This window comes from Candidatus Amarolinea aalborgensis, assembly GCF_900491745.1.
Classification (GTDB): domain Bacteria; phylum Chloroflexota; class Anaerolineae; order SSC4; family Amarolineaceae; genus Amarolinea; species Amarolinea aalborgensis.
Genome location: NZ_UETR01000004.1, coordinates 128,695 through 146,495, shown reverse-complemented (window position 1 = coordinate 146,495; position 17,801 = coordinate 128,695). Strand labels below are relative to the sequence as shown.

Genomic DNA, 17,801 nt, shown 5'->3' with positions numbered 1-17,801 from the left:
GTTGCCCATCGGGAGGTGAAGGATGACTGAGGCGTTTTCGGGTATCTTAACGGCGTTTGGATTGTCTACGTCCGCCGGGTTGAATGCGTATGTGCCGCTGTTGATCGTGGCGCTGCTGGCGCGCTTCACCAATCTGATCACGCTCAGCGCACCCTGGGACACGCTGGAGAATCCGTGGATCATTGGGCTGCTGGTGGTGCTGCTGGCGATCGAAGTGCTGGCGGACAAGATCGTGGGTATTGATCACATCAATGATGCGATTCAAACCTTTGTGCGACCCGCGGCCGGCGCCATTCTGTTTGCGGCCAGCAGTCACGCCGTCAGCGAGGTTCACCCCGTACTGGCGCTGGCCTGCGGGTTGATCCTGGCCTTCGGCGTCCATGCGGTCAAGGCCACAGCGCGGCCGGTGGTGAGCGCCACCACTGCCGGGCTGGGCAATCCCATCGTCAGCACGGCCGAAGATGTGATCGCGGCCACCGTCTCGCTCACCGCCATCATTGTGCCCGTGGTCATGATCTTCATCGTGCTGATCATTGCCTGGCTCGTCTGGCGCCTTCTCAGCCGCCGCAACCCGTCCGCGCCCTAAGCGAAACCAACACCAAGACCCGCTGATCGCGGCACAGATTCACAATGCGCCATGTTCACGACCATGCTGCGATTTCAGCCCTAGACCGTGCGAGACGGGTTGGTTTGCCTCCAGTACGATTACGCCGCAAGGCGTTCTTCAACTCGTCTGCGTAAGACCACTAATTCATCACGATTGAATTCTTCCAATGCAGAAAGAAACAGAGAGAAAGGAATCTGGAGTCGCACCATTGGTTCTGATCTGAGTAAATTTTGACGCAACAACTCTGCTAATTGGAAAGCATCATTCCAAACATCCTCGGCGCTCATCATCGGTGCTTCCGGCTCATGTACTGTTTTTTGTTCCATCATTGCCTCGAACTTTGTCGTGCCATGTCGAAAACCTGTTGGATGAACGTCGCTCCATAATGGGTGCCCTTCTGACGACATTGCTCCAATCGTCTTCTCAACTCTTCTGCTGTAATCAAGCCAGCTTGCACAGCCAATAGTAGCACCCCAGGAAAACCCGAAAGTCTGATACCTAGCTGTTTCGCTACGGCGCGGGCAGCGAGTTCATCTAGCAGCAGAACGCCCGCCTGATATTCAGCGCGTAGAGCGAGTGTAATTGCTTGCGCTTCGCCCAAATGGTTTTCGACGACCGGATCGTTATTGGCAGGATGTTGGGCGACTTGTTCCGCAATGGTGTATGCACGTTGTTCTTCGTCTGCCGTCAGCGGAATAATCACCAAAGGCGAGGTCGCTGCTTGAACTTCAGTTTCCCAACCATGACGCATCAATTCAGCGAGACACACACTTGAAAGGTGAATCTCCGCAAAGATCTGGACAAACAGAGAGACTGTTCGATTGAAAAGCGGAGATTAGCGGCCCAGTATTGCACACAGCATAAGTGCCTGCCGCTGTCCTTAGTGATTGCTCCATATTTTGCTCATAACGGGTTGACATAGTGCACAAACCATGCTTCCAGAAGTTCAACACGGTGCGCCTGTCTCGATTTTACCACAAAAGACACAATTGCTCTACTTTGAGGATCTTACGACCCTACGGAATGCTGAATTTGACGAACTTCGTGGTCACTGACGCGGTTCGCACTAAGGTTCAGGAAACCGACGCTCGCAGGACAAACACTCACTCCACAGCCGCGGCGTACAAACAGAGATCCCACGCTGCTTCAAATCCGATTTTGATCGCTCCTTCAAAGCCCACCATAGCCAATTGCCGGGCTTCGCCCAACGCCCGCGGCCACGCGTCCGCCAGGGCGCTCGTGGAAAACAGTCCACCGGCCTGCTGCGCGGCAATCAAACCCTTGCTCAAGGGCTTCCACGCGGCCAGGATGACCTCTTGGGGCAATGCCGGCGCTGTGAGCACCAGGCCGACGCCGGCCAACGTCAGCTCGGCGGCCAGCTCGCGCAGCATGGCCGCATCATCGTAACTCGCGTCGCTGCGCCGATCACGGTTTTCATCCGACGGCGCCTGCAAGATGGCGACGCGCATGTCAGGAAAGCGGCTCAGCAATTCACTGAGGTCCACAAGGCGACGGCGCGGCGGCCCCTTGACCTGCGCGTAAGCCGCCTCGCCCGCCTGAATCTGCCAGCGCACACCCGTGGATGTCCGCAGCGGCCGCGCAATCACGTGGACCACGCTGGCTTGGGCTGCAAATTCATCCTGACTCTCCTCCGTCAGCGAGACGGTCTCCACAGCGATGCCGGCCTGGTGCGCGGCCGCCCACGCGCTTTGCGCCAGGGCCTGCTGCTCAAGCGAGTCGAACAAAACCAGGACGCGCAGCGGCGTCTCGGTCTCTGATCTCCGATCTCTGATCTTTGATCGGAAGACCGGCGATCGGAGGCCAGAGATTCGGGTGGGATTGGGGCGACGGGCGCGTCGCTCAGGGCGAGTCCGCTGCGCACGGCGCTGTCGAAGAAGCTGCGGGGCGATTGGTTGCCGGTCGGGAAGGCGCAGGCCGCAGCCAGCGGCGCGGTCCAGGCCGGCGGCAGGGCCAGCCACAGCAGCGCCTCATCGCTGATATCGCCCAGGCGCCGGGCGCGGATGGCGTCGAGCGAGGCGGGCGCAGCGCTCATTGGCCGCCGCCGAATGGTTTCGGGGCGTAGGGGGGTTCCACTGATCTGCGGTCGCGTCCAGTCTGAGCCGCTGCGTTTCGCCTAGATTCGTCCGAGCAGTAAGTCATCCTGCACCTCTTCCAAGATTTGCTGCGCACGCGCGTCTTCGATGGCCTGCAGAAATGAATCGTTGTTGAAAAGGCGTGAGGGTGCGCCGCCGACGGCGCTGCGGAGCCGTTCGAAGAAGGCTTTGATCGCGTCGGGGTCAGCCTGGCGGTTGACCACCAAGGGCAGGCGGTCAGGGTCGGGGTAGGGGCTGCGCCAGAAAAGAAATTGACTGTAGGCCAGACGGGCTTCGATGTCGGTGAACGACTTCAGTTCCTGACGCTGCACAAAAACTCGCCCTAGAAAACTGCGCAGTGCGCCGTCCGTCGCCTCGTTGGCGATGCCGGCTTTGGAGAAGGTCAGCACGACCGGCAGCGGTTCGGGGTCTTCGGCCAGGCCCAGGCCCCGGTTGTTGATGACGGTGTTGAGCAGTTCGCGCACGACCGGCTCATCGTAACGATGCAGATCGTCGAGCAGCAGCAGGACGCGGCGCTGAGGACTGTTGCCGGCGAGCCGCGCGGCCACGGCCAGCGCCGCCAGATCAAGACGTAAGGCTGTGGCGACCAGAGCCGGCGCATTGTAGGCCGGCGTGCTGAGCAGATTGAACTGGTCCTGGATGCGGCTGTTGGGTGTCCAGGCACAGAAATTCCTGCCCGTCGTGCAGCAGTTCCCAGGGCAGGGTGTGTAGCTCAGCCGCAGCGGCGGGCAAACTCAGGCGCACATCGAGCGGTGCGCCGGCTGCCAGCAGGCGCACCGTCTGCCAAACGGCGTCGCCGAGCAGAGCCGCAAACAGGGCGCGCCCCAGCGTTTGCTCATCGGTCGGGGCGGCGAGAGACAGGGCCACCCGGTCTACCAGGGTTTGCCAGGGGGTGGAGGCGACGGCCTGCACGAGGGCGGCGTGCGGCTCCGCGGCGGCTATGGCCTGAGCCTCGAACGCGGGCGGCAGCGGAAAAACGCCCAGACGCGGCAGCTCACGCGGCGCCAGGTTGACTGCGCCGGGCGCGTCGGGCAGGTCATAGGTCACGCGCCAGGTCGTGGCCGTGGGTGTGAGTTCAATGTGAAGGCGCGCATGACAACCCTCGGATTCCTGAACTTGTGCGGGTGATATTCTACCATAGAATGGTCGGCATGGTTCAGAATACCACGTGGATAGATTTACGTTAGGCGACATTGAGGCAGGCCGAGCAGAGTCAGGGGGTCTGACGGCAGCTCGATGCCGACGAGTTGAGCGGGGGAGTGCCCGGCACGCTTACCGCGTGCGAAGGTACGAGTATTGTGCGAAAGGTCGTAAATCCGCTAACGGCTGGTGACCTTTTGTGCGTTGAAATGCGGTCGCAGGCCATTATCGCATTCGGCGGTATTGCTACCACGCCACCGGAGGCCGAGAAGAGTTTGCGGCCATCCTCCCAGCTGCCCTAAACAGGTCATCGCCCAAGAGGCGTGCGGTGGCTCAAAGGCAGTCTGCCAATGGCATTGAGTTGTTGACGGTCGAGCAGAGCGCGGCGGCGACATTGTTCTTCCGACCTGCCAGATGCGACAGAGGCCAGCGACGGCTCTTGTCCCCAGTGCGCCTGGACAGCCGGCAAGGCAGCAAGCGGGGGAGGTAGGCGAACAAGCAAGGTCTGCGCCTCTAATGTCGTCCCTGGCGCGGAGCAAGCCTGGCCTCCCAGGTCGTGGAATTTGTTTTACCCAACACCTTCATGCGTTCCAACACCAGGGGCCACGAGAAGCGCACCGCTGCCAGATCGATCATGCCAAACAGGCTATCCACGACCCGCTTGCGCAGTGATATCGGTCATGAGCTCTATGGCCCGTTGGCTTGTTGGTCAGTTTTTCCCAGCCCATCAGCGCTGCGTCAGCGTTTGGTGGTGTGAGTCTGATGGAACGATCGCTCTCTTGCGGACAAACAGTTCATGCAGAACTCCATAAGCCCGACGCCCAGGCCGGCACGATGCGCCAGACATCACGCAAGACGCCACCAACTAACTGCTCTGGTTCGTCGGCGAGGCTTGCCCCAGCCCGCAAGCCAGCGCCACCATCCTGCTTCGTTTCGTCCTGTCGTCGGTGTAATTCTACAACACAGGCCCACTGCCTCAATTGTCTCTGCATATCCCGTTTGGTCAACGCATAGATGTACAACGACTCACTCACCACCAGCAAATCTGGCACCGCCCTGGCAGTAGATCCCATCCGCGGCCAATCCTTCACACCGGTTGCCAACTCGCATTACTTCGCTGCTCGCTGACCCAACCTACGCAATGTGGCATTGACGAACCCAAACCTGGTGTCAACTTCAGGTATGAGATACGTGCTCAGGCATGGGAGCCAGGGAGCAATGAATACCTGGCTTTCCAGCTGTTAGAGATCGACTTGGGCGCAGTCCTGAAACTGCAATCCAGTGCCGGTGTCACCAATTTGAGCGTTGTTCTCGGTGATCTTAAAAGCCAAGAAGAACATGCCCCCGGTGTCGCAGACGATCAAGGAGCTGCCTGACTTGCGGAATTCCTGGGTAAATGTAGACTTTGGGCACACCGGCAAAATAGGAAGGTTCATTGGCGCGACAGGAGGACGGCGGCAGCGACGCTATCTTTGACCAGTTACGTCAGACGGTTGCGACGGCGACGCATCTACCGGGATCATCGGAAGCGGCCGAACCGGATCTACGAGATGGCAGATGCAGCGCTGGGGCATTGCCGTATTTTCAGTGCAGTCGCCATCGTTTCTGGCCCATCAGCAGGAAATGCAACGGCGGCAGGGTCAGAACAATGCGCAGAGTTTGTTTGGCATCGATCAGTGCCGAGTGATCCGCAGGCTGCAATTCACGATCCGATTGCACCTGGAGCAGCTGGCAACGCCTTCTGGCAGGTGTTCGAGCAGTCAGGAAGGGCGACACCCGTAAGCCTATCAGGTTACTTCTGGTCGTTGGTTATGCGCCCAGACGGCACGCAATACTTTCACTCGCATTCACTGCCTGCAATGCACGACACGCGCCGTCAACGGGAGCACGCACTACTCCCACTCGCTGGCTGCGCTGCTGGATCGTGGCACCGGGGAGAAACTGCGATTGCGCTAACCTGAATTCGTGCAACCGCAAGATGTGGGTGCGAGAAACAAGACCGGTGATTGCGGCGGTTGAGCGTTGTTGAAACGTAACGCCTAATCACTTGCTGCCGGGTTCAATGATTTCGTTGGCGACGATCTCTACCAAACTGTTCTGTGAGCTGGTCATCGAGCAGGGCCAGCACTTCATTTTCACCTGCAAACCCGACTCACACCAAGCTTTGTGGTATCAAGAAGTCGCCTTGCTCAAGATTGGCGGTGTCACTGAAGTCCAGCAGCGGCGCTGGAAACGGTCAGTATCCTAATCTGCGTTATCGCCACGCCACACCGGGTGCCTCTACGCCGACACCAAGCCGCCTTTTACGTCAACTGGGTGCGGGAAGTGACGATAACTGATGAAGCCACAGGTGAACTCAGGTTCATAACGCCTGGGCAACTGATCATGCCTGACGGAGTCTATGCTGTACGACTTTGTGATCGCAGCGCACCCGCTGGAAGAGCGAGAATGAGAACAACAACGTGCTCAAGAACTTACCAATTGGAGCACACCTCGGCCACGGCCAGCACCTGGCGCTGGCGTTTGTCATGCCCAACCTGCTGGCGTTCCGTTTCACCGCCCTCGATCTGTGCGGGACGAGTAGTACCGCCGTGCGCACAGGAACTCGCCGCTCCGCCAGACCTTCTTTCTTACGATATGCAAGCTCTGACCTGCCACCTTCATTTCCGCCAGCTGGCGCTTCATCAGTTTACGTTTACCGGTCTCGACACCGATGCGCCCTCATCAGCGCTGACGCGAAGCCGCTAGAGGCCGCACCGCTTTCCTTCTGCTCAGTTTCATAGGCGGTCGCATCGCGCCTACATCGGGATAAATACATCGCACCTGCCTCATGCTTTTCCATGGTGGTTCTGCATCAACCAGACCCTGGTTTCGGGGTGGTGGTTTGAAGAGTGAGCGAAATAGCGTGACTTCGTGTAAGATAGAGTTTACCAAACAACCTATCATACTGGAGGTCACAGGTGATTTGCCCAGAATCATTGCTGCGACGACATGCGCGTCAAGTAATCTGCCCCAGTTATCAGTAAGTCAGGCCCGAAGTGCTGGCGGTGGAGTTTTGGGATCGGGTGACGGGCAGTTGCGGGCGTTGGCGACGTGGTGGCAACCTTTCTCGGTCTGCTGGAGCGGACACAGTGAAAGTACCACAAGTGGAGCAAATGGCTGTATGAATGGTGCCTTACGCCAAAGACAAGGCGGGAAGCAGCGGCAAGATCCATCCTCAGCACCTGCCAGTTGTTAAGCAGGTGATCATCCGTTTGCGGCAATGCAGTTGGCCTGGACCCTGGATGCCACGAGCCTGGGGATCGATTTGTGGTTCTGGCCGAGCGGTCTTACCGTGCAAGTGGGATTCCTGTGGCCTGGACGGTCTTGCTGGCTGATGCAAAGGCGCATGGCGTAAGGAATGGCGAGTTCGCTGCGCTTGTTGCGTCTTGCCGTGCCCCCAGAGGCCTATGATTGTTCCATGGATCGGGGCTTCAGCGCGGGCTGGTTCCATCGTCGGATTGTACGACTGCACTGGCATCCTCCTGCGCATCAACAATGGCCTGGAAGTTTCATTCTGCCTGTGCGCACTGGTACTCGGGTCTAAAGACTTGATTGGTAAATTAACAGCGGTGGCTGGTAGTTGCCGGGTCCTGCCACGCCTGGAAATGTACTGCCGTTTACCCAGGAGCGAAGCCAAATGATGACCCCACGAGCCCCTCACCGATCTCTCACTCGACCCAGTCGTCCGTTACCCATGGCCTGGCGCCCTGGTGCGGCGCCTGGTGCACCAGCGCGGCGGCTGGCAATGGCAGTTGTCTTACAGGCCCATCCTGAGCGTGCTGCACGCCTCTGGCCTCGCCCTGGCGGGTCGCCACCCTTGGATGGTCAGTTGCACCCTATTTCGAATGCCTGACCCGACGACCCAGACCCTGCCCGACCCCAGGCCTTGCTTGACCACAAACCTGTGCGTCGTATCCGCCTCCACCGCTTGGTCGCCTCTCTGGCTCTTGGTCGAGGCCATCGCACGCCGCTGCACTTCCACCTGCCACGACAACTTTACTGAAATCGTGGCTGCCCACTTTCACCGACACAGTTTCGTACTGGCACCTCTGTCCGAGGTGCCGCCATGAAAACCTACCCGGAAAGACCAGCCCCTGGCCCTGTGGCCGCCGTAATGTTACCGCTCTGCCTCCCAAGTACATCCCACTACCACCCAAACCGAGTCACCACTTTGGAATTTCTGCCTGACTGACATGCGTTTGTCTTGCCTAAAATGGGAGTTACCCACCCAGAGAAGGCGAGAGGGTCAGTCGCCGACCAGACCACCCTCGTCTTTCGTTATCTTGGCCCGATAGGGTGTCCAGCTGGATGGGCCACTCTGAACCAGTGTCACCGGCGGCCTGGCCTGGCTGAATAAAGCATGTATCACCTCGTGCGCCGCCAGGAAGTGGCGGTCACGTGCGGCGATAGCTGGCCCCGGGATGATCATGATCCACGAGGCGATCGAGGGCGCTGAGGCGATCAAAGGGTCTTGGTGTCCAGGCTATTTTACCGGAAAGTGCGATTGCTGGTTATCAGGATCATTCGTTCGTACCGTTCGAGGATGACGTCAAACATGTCCCTCCGGCGCTGGGGGGACGCATGGGCTTGAGGCCGAAATCGTCGATAATCAAGAGCGCAGCCGCAGATAGGTCTGCAGACGCCGGTCGTAGGTTCCATCAGCGGCCGGCGTTGAGATGAGCGAGCATCTTGTGGCGCTGACGAACAGAACGTCGTATTGCGGCGACACGCTTCGCGCCCCAACGTTTGGAGCCAGATGATCTCTTTACCTACCCGGTCGGCCCATGATCAGGGTGTTGCGGTGTCGCTGGATGTAGTACAGGTGGCGAGGCCAAGCACCTGCTGACGGTTGATCGTCGGGCTGGAAGCCAAAGCCGCTCCAGCGTCCTGTCGCTATGGAATGGCGCGGCGCAGCCGCAACTGGTTCGCTTCAGGTCCGCTGCTCCACTTCGTCCTGAAATGAGCCGGTTCAGGAATCTGACGGTGAGAGCTTGTCCGATGGCTCGCTGGTTGCAGTTCCAGCGTCAAGCGATGCCTGACAAACTGCAACCGCTTGAGATGGGTATTGAGTTGGTGCGTTAGTTCCATGATACCGTCTCCCAGGCCGGGCAAGTATTTCTGGCCGAGCGACCGAAGAAGCCGCGGCGTCAGTTCAACAAACTCAATGGGGAGGTGCCAAGTCCAGGCGCTTTTCCAGATCTGGCGGATGGTGCGAGTCGTGCACTCGAAGTGCAGCGCCCGCATACAGGCCTGTTCCAGCCGGGTGCGCCGAACTCTCGGCCGCGCAGATGCGCCACACCATGCGCAAGCGGTCGGCGGACGCTCGGCCAGGCAGCCGAGGTGGATGCTGATCTCGTCGGCGCTTTTTTGGTGGCTTCCACGGGTGTTGAGCAGACCGGCGGCCTTGCAGAGTCATGATGGTCCGGGTTCGTGAGCCGTCTGCCTGGCTTTACCGGTTGATGCGCCACGAGGTGTATTCGCTGAAGATCTGCACGGACCAGGTGACCGCCAATGCACCCAGACCTGTTGGCCGACCAAGCGAAACGGCGCTGAATAGTAGGCTTCTTCGAATACGACGTAGCAGTCGCAGTGCACCAGACTTGCTCTAAAACCGCCAGATCGTAGCGGGTGGCAGGTAGAGGTTGCAACCATCTTCGATCCCCGAAACGGTCCGTCGGTCGGCTTTCTGTCGTGCCAGCGAATCCGTTGACTGGTTATCTTCGACCCAGGCCAGCGCCTTGACATTGGCCCGGTCAGATCGGTAAGGTTTGACTGGCGAGGAAGTTGCGCTTCACGTAGCGAACGCCGCTTCCACTTCGGTTCTTGCGTTGGGCGTCCGGGGCCGATGGTAACTTCGAAACTCATAGTGTTCGCGGTTCCCGGTAGCTGCGCTGCACGACGATCTTTCCAAAGAAGCTGCACACCCGGCCTTGAGATTGTCCAACACGACTCATGGGCGCTGTCAAAGTAGGTAAACGCATTGATGTAGCTTCAGCCAAAACCGACGGTCTGGTCGAAGACCAGTTCGCGTACTGCGTCGGCCCAAGAGCGTCATGACGAACACCCAGTTTGCGCACTTCGCTTTGCGGGTCGCGATCGTCCCAGCATAGCCAAAGTCGACTCCACTTTGCCCGGCTTTCGTTTCTGATGCGGATCGTCACGTCAAGGCTCGGTTCCATATTGGCGCAATGAAGCGCCAGACGCTCGAACAGGGTGCCACGATATTGCGGCACCTTGCAGCCGTTGGAAGTCACTTGGATTTTAAACCCGTGTTCGCGCATTCCCGAATGACTTCCGAAAGGGGAACAATGGTCGAAGCCACTGTAGAGGTTCCGGGTATGGTTAGATTGTAAAAGAGCGTGTATCTCGTCTGTCGGGGAAGATTGCCAACAATCCCGCCTTTATCGGCCCATCGGCGATATTTCTGACCGTATGCCGGCCAACCGATAGCGCCTGGCCAGGCATGACGCGCTTTCGCCAGCGCAGCTGACGCAAGATTTCGCACATCTAACACGTCTGTTCTCTTCCACTTATCGTCATTCCTTTCTGCCCCGGCAATAGCTGCTTGCAAACAGAAGGAATTATCACCGTCTCAGAAGGAGAAACCGTTCGATTCGCCTTAGTGGCGCCGCATCACGCGAATGACCGGCGTCATTGGCCGTTAATCGGTGGCCCGCATATGCCTTGCGAACGCATAGTCCGTATCTCCAGTGAACACATGGTCTTCTATGCTCAGTAATCACTGGGCGCTCTATGCCCGCAACAGGCGGCACTTACCACGCGAATGACACTCGGCCTACAGCCCAGAATCTGCTCCAAACACGCCTGAATCCCACGTTCAGATACTGCGCTGCCCGCCAGCACCAACACACTGCGCTGCACGTGCTCTGGCGTGACGATCACCTCACGCACCCTAGCCACCGGCCCATGCGCTTTCGGCTTCAGAATCTCCGCCAACGCCGCACGTGCTTGTCGTTCTATGCGATGGATACTCTGGCGACTCAAACTATACTTGGCCGCCAGTTCCTGCCGTTTCCCATCGCGCCGCCCTTGCGATGCCAGACATTGCAGCGCAATTTGCGCACGTTCTTCTCCCGTGATATTGTCACGCCTGCAGCTCATGGTTCACCCCTTGTGCCCTATCCTGGTTTTTCCACCCGATAGTTTCGCACAATCGTGCCCCATGAGCTAGTTTGTTCTTGTTAATGTAAAGCTAATTTGAACCATGCCGAATGGTCAAATCTTCATCTTGCCCCCCGCCGTAGGGGTGCGCAGTCAGTAGGTCCGGCCTCCTGGCCGGACAACGTCGTCACAGAAAAGCGAACGCTGCGGCAGACAGCGTCGTCACGCCGGAGGCGTGACCTACCTGGGGAGCCAGCCTGCGCAAGGCGATGCCCGTCGCAGGGCTGCGGCAAGAGGACGACCTCAGAGGCGCACGACGCGCTCACAAGCCAACGCGGCGATGTCCACGCACCCCTGCGAGGGTTGGCAGCCGAAAAACCGCCCAACCTTGCGCAGGCCTGCCGCGTAAGGAGCCTGTGTCGGCGAGGACGATGTCGGCTTGCCCGCCGTAGGGGTGCGCAGTCAGTAGGTCCGGCCTCCTGGCCGGACAACGTCGTCACAGAAAAGCGAACGCTGCGGCAGACAGCGTCGTCACGCCGGAGGCGTGACCTACCTGGGGAGCCAGTCTGCGCAAGGGGATGCCCGTCGCAGGGCTGCGGCGGGGTGGCGCTCTGAGAGGCGCGCAACGCGGTCACAAGCCAACGCGGCGATGTCCACGCCCCCCCTGCGAGGGTTGGCAGCCGAAAAACCGCCCAACCTTGCGCAGGCCTGCCGAGTAAGGAGCCTGTGTCGGCGAGGACGATGTCGGCTTGCCCGCCGTAGGGGTGCGCAGCCAGTAGGTCCGGCCTCCTGGCCGGACAACGTCGTCACAGAAAAGCAAACGCTGCGGCAGACAGCGTCGTAACGCCGGATGTCGATGCGCGTAGGGTTATACCTATGAATGTTCTTTAAAATTTACCCCATTACTTTTTCGGGAGTAGTTGCGAACGGTACATTTCTGTTCTTCTGTCCTATGATAAGGACAGGAGGCGGAATATGAAAGGAATCACGACTGGGGAGCAACGCCAGGAATTCTACGAACGGCACCAGCGCGGGGAAACCTACCGAGAGATTGCCGTGTGTTACGGCGTTTCCGTAGAATGTATTCGCTACTGGTGTCGTCGCCAACGAGATGGTAAGGACTACACGAGTGATTACCACCAGGAGCGGAGCGGACTCCTGAGCTCTTTTGATCCCCTGGTACGCTATTGCATTCTACGTCTACGTTTGAAGCATCCTCGCTGGGGGCCAAGCCGTATTCTGTTGCATCTGCAAAAACGTTCTTCCTTGAAAGGGAAGGCGTTACCGAATCCGGGGCAGATTGGGCGCTACCTACACCAATGGGCCCGATTTCGACGCCGGCCACGACACCAAACCAGAGCATACGGACGGCTGGATCAGCCGACGGTTGTTCATCAGCGCTGGCAAGTCGACTTCAAGATGGGCATACGTCTTGCCGATGGTTCGCAGGTCAACCTGCATACAGTCCGGGATGTCGTCGGCGCCGCATGCGTAACCGCTCGTGTGACGCCTGCTGGCAAGGCGGGATGTAAGCCACCCGGTGTGACGGTGCGCCAACTGCAGGATACGCTACGTGCAGGTATGGCCTATTGGCATACAATGCCCGATGAAGTTCAGACCGATAATGAAGCGGTCTTTGTCGGCGATACCGGAGATTACTTTCCGGGTCTGTTCACGTTGTGGCTCATCGGTTTGGGTATCAGGCACCTCACCATCACACCGGGTAAGCCGACGCACAATGCGGAAGTCGAACGTTGCCATGGCATCGTCGTAGACTATGCCGTTACTGGCGATCCGAGCGATGCCTTGGCTTCATTGCAGCAAACCCTTGATCAGGCCGTATACGAACTGGCTTTTGAATTGCCATCTCGTGCCAAAAACTGTGCAGGCCAACCGCCCGTCGTCGCTTATCCAGACCTCCTGCGTCCTCGACGCCCTTTCTCACTAGAGCAGGAATTGGCTCTCTTTGACCTGAAAAAAGTCGACGCTTACCTGGCCTCTTTTCTCTACCAGCGCTTGGCAAACAAAACGGGCCAGATTTGCCTCGGTGGCCATCACCGATACTATTCCGTCGGTCGCGCCTACGCTCATCAGTCCATCTTGGTCTGCTTTGATCCCCTCGACCGTCATTTCGTCTTTTTCCAGGCCGCTCCCCCGTACGCTGAAATTGGACGCCGTCCCGCACGAGGCCTTGATCCCGCTCGTATCATCGCCCTCCACGAATCGCCACTCCCTACCCCCCAGCAACTACCTTTGCCTTTTCCCCCAACCACTTTAATATGAGGTAAATTTGAAAGAGCATCCATGGGGTATCTTCTCAATAATCCGGGGTAACCAGTTATGTTGGTTCCCAGGAAGCGCCGAGTGACAGTTCGATGGCGCGCTGCGTGATGAGGTCGGCGAGATCAGGCATCTGGCAGGCGCCAGACACGCGATCATGGATGTAGCGATAGATGCTGACGCCCAGCTTCTTGGCTGTGGCCGTCAGAGTCATAAAGGTATCCCAAGCGTTGGCGCCATCGTGCGTACGCGGGCCAAAGCTGACATCACGTTTGCGCACGCGCTGGCGGGCACCCAGTTCGGCCGGGTTGTTGTGCAGCGGGATTTCGGGATGGTCGAGGACCAGCAAGAGGTTGGTCTTCTTGAACTTGGTCTTTTCAATGCGCTCATCCAAGGCTCGGTAGCCAGTCACCGTGGCGAACAAGGTATCGAACTTGGTCTCGAGTCGCGCTTTCTCGTCTGTGCTGGGCTGCTGACGGTAGGTCAGCAGTTCGTCGTAGTATTTCCAGAACTGCTTGGTAAACTCGGTCAAGAGGTTGCGGAACGGCGGACTGCTCGGGTCAAGTTTCTTGTAGTGGCGGCCTTCGTGAATCCAACACAGCGCCAGTTGCTCAGTCACCCAGTTGAATTGGGGAGCGTCATCGCACAGCAGGAGTTTGACGACCGGGAACTCCAATTGGGCATGGTAGGAGGCAACGGTCGCCGCTTCCAAGATGTGCGACCGCTGCTGCGGCCCCAGGGCCGGCAGACGTTCGTCCAACAGAGCTTTGAACTCGGCTTCACTCAAGTCCTGGTCTTGCGGCAGACCTTGTACGATGCGTACGGTGCGCTGCGCCAAGCCGAACACGTACAGAAAACTGATGGCTTCGGCATTGACCCGGAAGGTACGGACGTGCAGATTACGCAGTACGTCCACAATGGTCAGCCGGTCTTTGTGGGCCGTCGTGAAGTACGCCGTATACAGCGGATTACATACCACATGACAATGCTCATTCTGGCCATTGACCCGCGTTGCCGTATCGTCCAGGTGTTGCCACGGGCTGCTGCGCAGTCCCGCTTCGTAGATGGCAGCCTTCTCGGCGTGCAGGTCCGGCCAGTCTTTGATCAGCCAGTTCGACAACTCACCCGCCGACAGTTGGATACCAACATTGGCGAAGAACTCCAGGATCTTCGGCTCGGCCACGTTGCAGGCGAAATACTGCACCAACGCCAGCGCTTTGATCCCCGGCCCAAACTGTCCTGTGTAGCCCGGCGGCAGTGCCGCCAGATACACCCGGCGCTCGCTCGGTGAGTAGTACTTCTCTTTGTGGTACAGCACGTTGTCGGTGTGGATGACCACATCCTGCACAACGCTGTCTTCGTAACCCTTGAACTCCGCATCGGCAGGCAGTTGCGTCTTATCAACCGTCAGCACTTCTTCGCGATCAATCGTGATCTTGGCCAGCTTGCTGCCCTTCTGCCATGCCTGTGGCTTGCGCCGCTCGGCCTCTGACGAGTGGTTCTTATCTGCCCCAGGCGTCTTGCCACGCCGATTGGGCTTGATATCCGGCTTGCCTTGTTCACCCTTCAGGTGGTTGTTCTCGTCGCGCAGTCGCTGCACCTCGGCTTGCAACTGGCGCACCGTCGCCTGCAGATCCTCAACCAAGTTCAGCAACCCAACGATGGCACGCTTGGCCTGCGCTACATCCTCGAGCTGATCCAGATCAAGCTGTTCGAACAACATAATCCCTCACCACCTGCACGGGTCAGACTATTCAGCTTCACGGCACCCGGCACAACGACTCGCAGTATAGCACGACTGACAGCCGCTTGTCTATGATCATTGTCCTTGACACCGGGCTCAGTTCACTCCCCCCGGTTTATTGAGAAGATACTCCATGGGTATAACCCTACGCGCATCGACAGGAGGCGTGACCTACCTGGGGAGCCAGTCTGCGCAAGGGGATGCCCGTCGCAGGGCTGCGGCAAGAGGGCGACCTCAGAGGCGCACGACGCGCTCACAAGCCAACGCGGCGATGTCCACGCCCCCCTGCGAGGGTTGGCGCTTGGCGGGACCTACGAACGTATGTTGCCCAGGGATGCCGCCAAACCAAGGACGATCCACGCGACGAAGCCGCCCTGTGTGCCCCAGACGCCAACGTCCAGCAGACCGTCCAGGACGAGGGCCAGCAGACTGAGCAGGGCGGCGCCGGCGGTGAGCCGCGCCAGCAATGCGGGGTTGTGACGCCACGCTGACCACGCGCTGGCGGCAGCCGTGAGCAATAAAGCCAGGTACGCGATCAGCCCAGCAATGCCCAGGTCAACGCCAACTTGCAAAAAGAGGTTGTGCGCGTGCGGGGCAACAAACCCCAGGTCGCCCATCCAAAAATCGGCATAGAGCTGCGGGCCAAGCGCGCCAAAGCTGCCCGGGCCAATGCCGGTCAGGCCGAAATCTTGCAGCATCGCCAGGCCCTGCGCCCAGACCATCTGGCGATCGAGCCAATCCGCGGCCAGGGCACGGCGGGCCAACCAGAGCAAGAGACCGGCAGCCGCAGCGATCAGCAGGATCAGCAGCCAGCGCTGCCACGGCCGCCGGGCCGCGCGCCAGGCAACCGGCATGGCCATGCCGGCCAGCGCCAGCCACGCGGCCCGCGATTGGGTCAGGAACAGGATGACGAGGGTCAACCCCATCACGGCCAGGGCCAACCCGCGCGGCCGTGTCTGCCGGCGACCATCGAGGAAGAGCGCACCGGGGATTGGCAGCAGCAAGACAAGCGCGGCGGCGGCAACGTTGGGATGCAGGGTGTCAACTAACAGGGTGGGCAAGCGGTGGTAAATCGCGTTCAACGGCAAGAACTTGGCTATCGGCCAACGTGTGCCAACCAGCGCGGCCGCGGCCAGGCCGACCAGGATCAGGGTGAAGATCCACAAGGTTGGCCGCAGGCGGGATGCATCGCCAGCGAACCAGAGCACGGCGTGAAACGCCAGCAGTCCCAACGCCAGGCGCGCCATGAACCCTGACGCCATCGCACGTTCGTCGCTGATCAGCCAGCCGCCGCCAGCCGTCAGCATCACCAGGAGCAGCGGCCAGCGCAGCGGATGACGCCAGAGTAGCATCAGACTCCCTCGCTGGCCCCCGTCACACCCGTCCCAGACATGGCTGCCTGGGCCTGTAGGAGCACGAATGCCAGGGCCAAGATCTCGCCGGCGACGATCGCCAGCGCCACGTTTAGCAGCGTATGCGGCGTGGCATGATCTGAAGGCGGCAGCGCCGTCGAAGCCAGGCGCACTTCCGTGCTCGTGGTTTCACTGGCGATCGACACCTCGGCTGCGCGCCGCGCCAAGGCGGTGAAGCTTTCCCAAGCCACGTCGCGCGCATCGGTCAGCCGCCGCTGCGTGTCGGTTTGGGTTTCCAAATCGCTCTGCAGCACATTGATTTGGGCCTGCATGGCCTGCACGCCGGTCATCAAATCTTGACCGGCCACCTCCCGGCTCAGCAGATCGGAGGCATGCAGCACCTGGGTTTGCAAGCTCTCCGCTTCAGTTTGCCAGGCGCGGCGGAGATCAGCCAGGCTGGCAGCCAGAATTTCGAGGTTGGATAGGCGTTGGGCGGGCGATGCGGCGTCGCGCAGCTGCTCGATGGGAATCTGCAGCTGCACCGGGATGATGGCGCCGGTGGTGAAGGCGCTCACCTGCACCAGCAGACTGCTCAAGGCCGCGGCGCTGGCGCTCCCTGCCTGATCCACGCGCGCCTGGTCTTGTAAGGCTTTGATGTTGGCTAACAGCAGGTCGAGCTTGTTCAGGTTGTCCAGGCGACTTTGCAGGCGCGTCTCCAACGCCTTCACCTGCTGGCGTTGCAACGTATCGAGCACGCTCTTCTTTTGGTCAATCTGGCGCTGCAGTTCATCAACAGGACTGCTTTGCAGGAAGACAATCAGGGCTTGCTCGGCCTCCAGGTAGGTTTTCTGCGCGGCTGCAGCCTGCGCGGCGGCCGCGGTAGGCGGCTGCATGACCTGGCTGTAGAGTGCGTTGATGCGCTGCTCTGCCACCTGCGCCCAGAGGTTGGCCAGGCGCGCGGCCTGCGCCGGGGTGTCGCCGCGCGCCGTCAAGTTGAGCACATTGGCGCGTGCGCCTGGCTGCAGTCGCTCTTTCAGGTCAGTCACGGACTGCACGTTGGCAGGCAGATCGCCGCTGGCTTCTTGCCAGAGCTGCCCGATCACATCGTCGCTCAGCACCAGCCCAAGCAGCGTCTCGCGGCGGCCACGATCATCCGACGAGGAGGTGCGCACCAGGTCCTCATCGGATACGGTCTGCACACGCGGATCGAGTGAAATGCTTGGTTTGACAAGCGTCATGATCAGACTGGACGTCGCGTCCCAGCGCATGGGCAGGACAAAGAGGCTGAGGAGAGCAGCCGCCACGGCCGCCGCCGCCGGCCCAATCAGCAAGAGGCGCCAGGAACGACGCAAGGTGCGAACAAAGTCAGGAAAAGGCACAGACCATCACCCCAAGATCAA

At 59.6% G+C, this 17,801-nt stretch carries 12 protein-coding genes; 2 read left to right on the top strand and 10 right to left on the bottom strand.

What is annotated here, in order from left to right; genetic code table 11:
* Positions 1–22 precede the first annotated feature (22 nt).
* Complete coding sequence (locus ACPQ6D_RS07115; protein ID WP_423223612.1) at positions 23–586, top strand: DUF4126 domain-containing protein; 564 nt, start codon at positions 23–25, stop codon at positions 584–586.
* Positions 587–705: 119 nt separating this feature from the next.
* On the opposite strand, the gene ACPQ6D_RS07110 is transcribed toward ACPQ6D_RS07115, so the two are convergent.
* The 7 genes from ACPQ6D_RS07110 to ACPQ6D_RS07080 form a co-directional block, all read right to left on the bottom strand.
* The gene (locus ACPQ6D_RS07110; RefSeq protein WP_423223611.1) at positions 706–936 is read right to left on the bottom strand and encodes a hypothetical protein; all 231 of its coding nucleotides are present in this window, start codon (positions 934–936) and stop codon (positions 706–708) included.
* Positions 933–1,310, bottom strand: coding sequence for a PIN domain-containing protein (locus tag ACPQ6D_RS07105; protein WP_479723004.1), 378 nt, complete (start codon positions 1,308–1,310; stop codon positions 933–935). The genes ACPQ6D_RS07110 and ACPQ6D_RS07105 overlap by 4 nt, the downstream gene beginning before the upstream one ends.
* Before the next feature lie 400 nt (positions 1,311–1,710).
* Positions 1,711–2,586 (bottom strand): hypothetical protein, encoded by an 876-nt coding sequence (locus tag ACPQ6D_RS07100; protein ID WP_423223609.1) that lies wholly within the window; start codon positions 2,584–2,586, stop codon positions 1,711–1,713.
* 155 nt (positions 2,587–2,741) lie between these two features.
* A complete protein-coding gene (locus ACPQ6D_RS07095) occupies positions 2,742–3,269 on the bottom strand; it encodes a hypothetical protein (protein WP_423223608.1) in 528 nt (175 codons plus the stop codon).
* Positions 3,270–3,285: 16 nt separating this feature from the next.
* Positions 3,286–3,768, bottom strand: coding sequence for a hypothetical protein (locus tag ACPQ6D_RS07090; protein WP_423223607.1), 483 nt, complete (start codon positions 3,766–3,768; stop codon positions 3,286–3,288).
* A gap of 5,028 nt (positions 3,769–8,796) precedes the next feature.
* Complete coding sequence (locus tag ACPQ6D_RS07085; protein WP_423223606.1) at positions 8,797–9,147, bottom strand: hypothetical protein; 351 nt, start codon at positions 9,145–9,147, stop codon at positions 8,797–8,799.
* A gap of 617 nt (positions 9,148–9,764) precedes the next feature.
* Complete coding sequence (locus ACPQ6D_RS07080; RefSeq protein ID WP_423223605.1) at positions 9,765–10,184, bottom strand: hypothetical protein; 420 nt, start codon at positions 10,182–10,184, stop codon at positions 9,765–9,767.
* Between the two features lie 1,816 nt (positions 10,185–12,000).
* Between ACPQ6D_RS07080 and ACPQ6D_RS07075 the strand changes: the two genes are divergently transcribed.
* Entirely contained in the window at positions 12,001–13,308 is a 1,308-nt protein-coding gene (locus ACPQ6D_RS07075) for a hypothetical protein (RefSeq protein ID WP_423223604.1), read from the top strand.
* A 55-nt stretch (positions 13,309–13,363) separates the two neighbouring features.
* On the opposite strand, the gene ACPQ6D_RS07070 is transcribed toward ACPQ6D_RS07075, so the two are convergent.
* The 3 genes from ACPQ6D_RS07070 to ACPQ6D_RS07060 all read right to left on the bottom strand — a co-directional run bounded on the left by ACPQ6D_RS07070 (position 13,364) and on the right by ACPQ6D_RS07060 (position 17,780).
* Entirely contained in the window at positions 13,364–15,028 is a 1,665-nt protein-coding gene (locus tag ACPQ6D_RS07070) for an IS66 family transposase (protein WP_423223169.1), read from the bottom strand.
* Between the two features lie 332 nt (positions 15,029–15,360).
* A complete protein-coding gene (locus ACPQ6D_RS07065) occupies positions 15,361–16,401 on the bottom strand; it encodes an O-antigen ligase family protein (protein ID WP_423223603.1) in 1,041 nt (346 codons plus the stop codon).
* Complete coding sequence (locus tag ACPQ6D_RS07060; protein ID WP_423223602.1) at positions 16,401–17,780, bottom strand: GumC domain-containing protein; 1,380 nt, start codon at positions 17,778–17,780, stop codon at positions 16,401–16,403. Before ACPQ6D_RS07060 ends, ACPQ6D_RS07065 begins: the two co-directional genes overlap by 1 nt.
* Between the last annotated feature and the right edge of the window lie 21 nt (positions 17,781–17,801).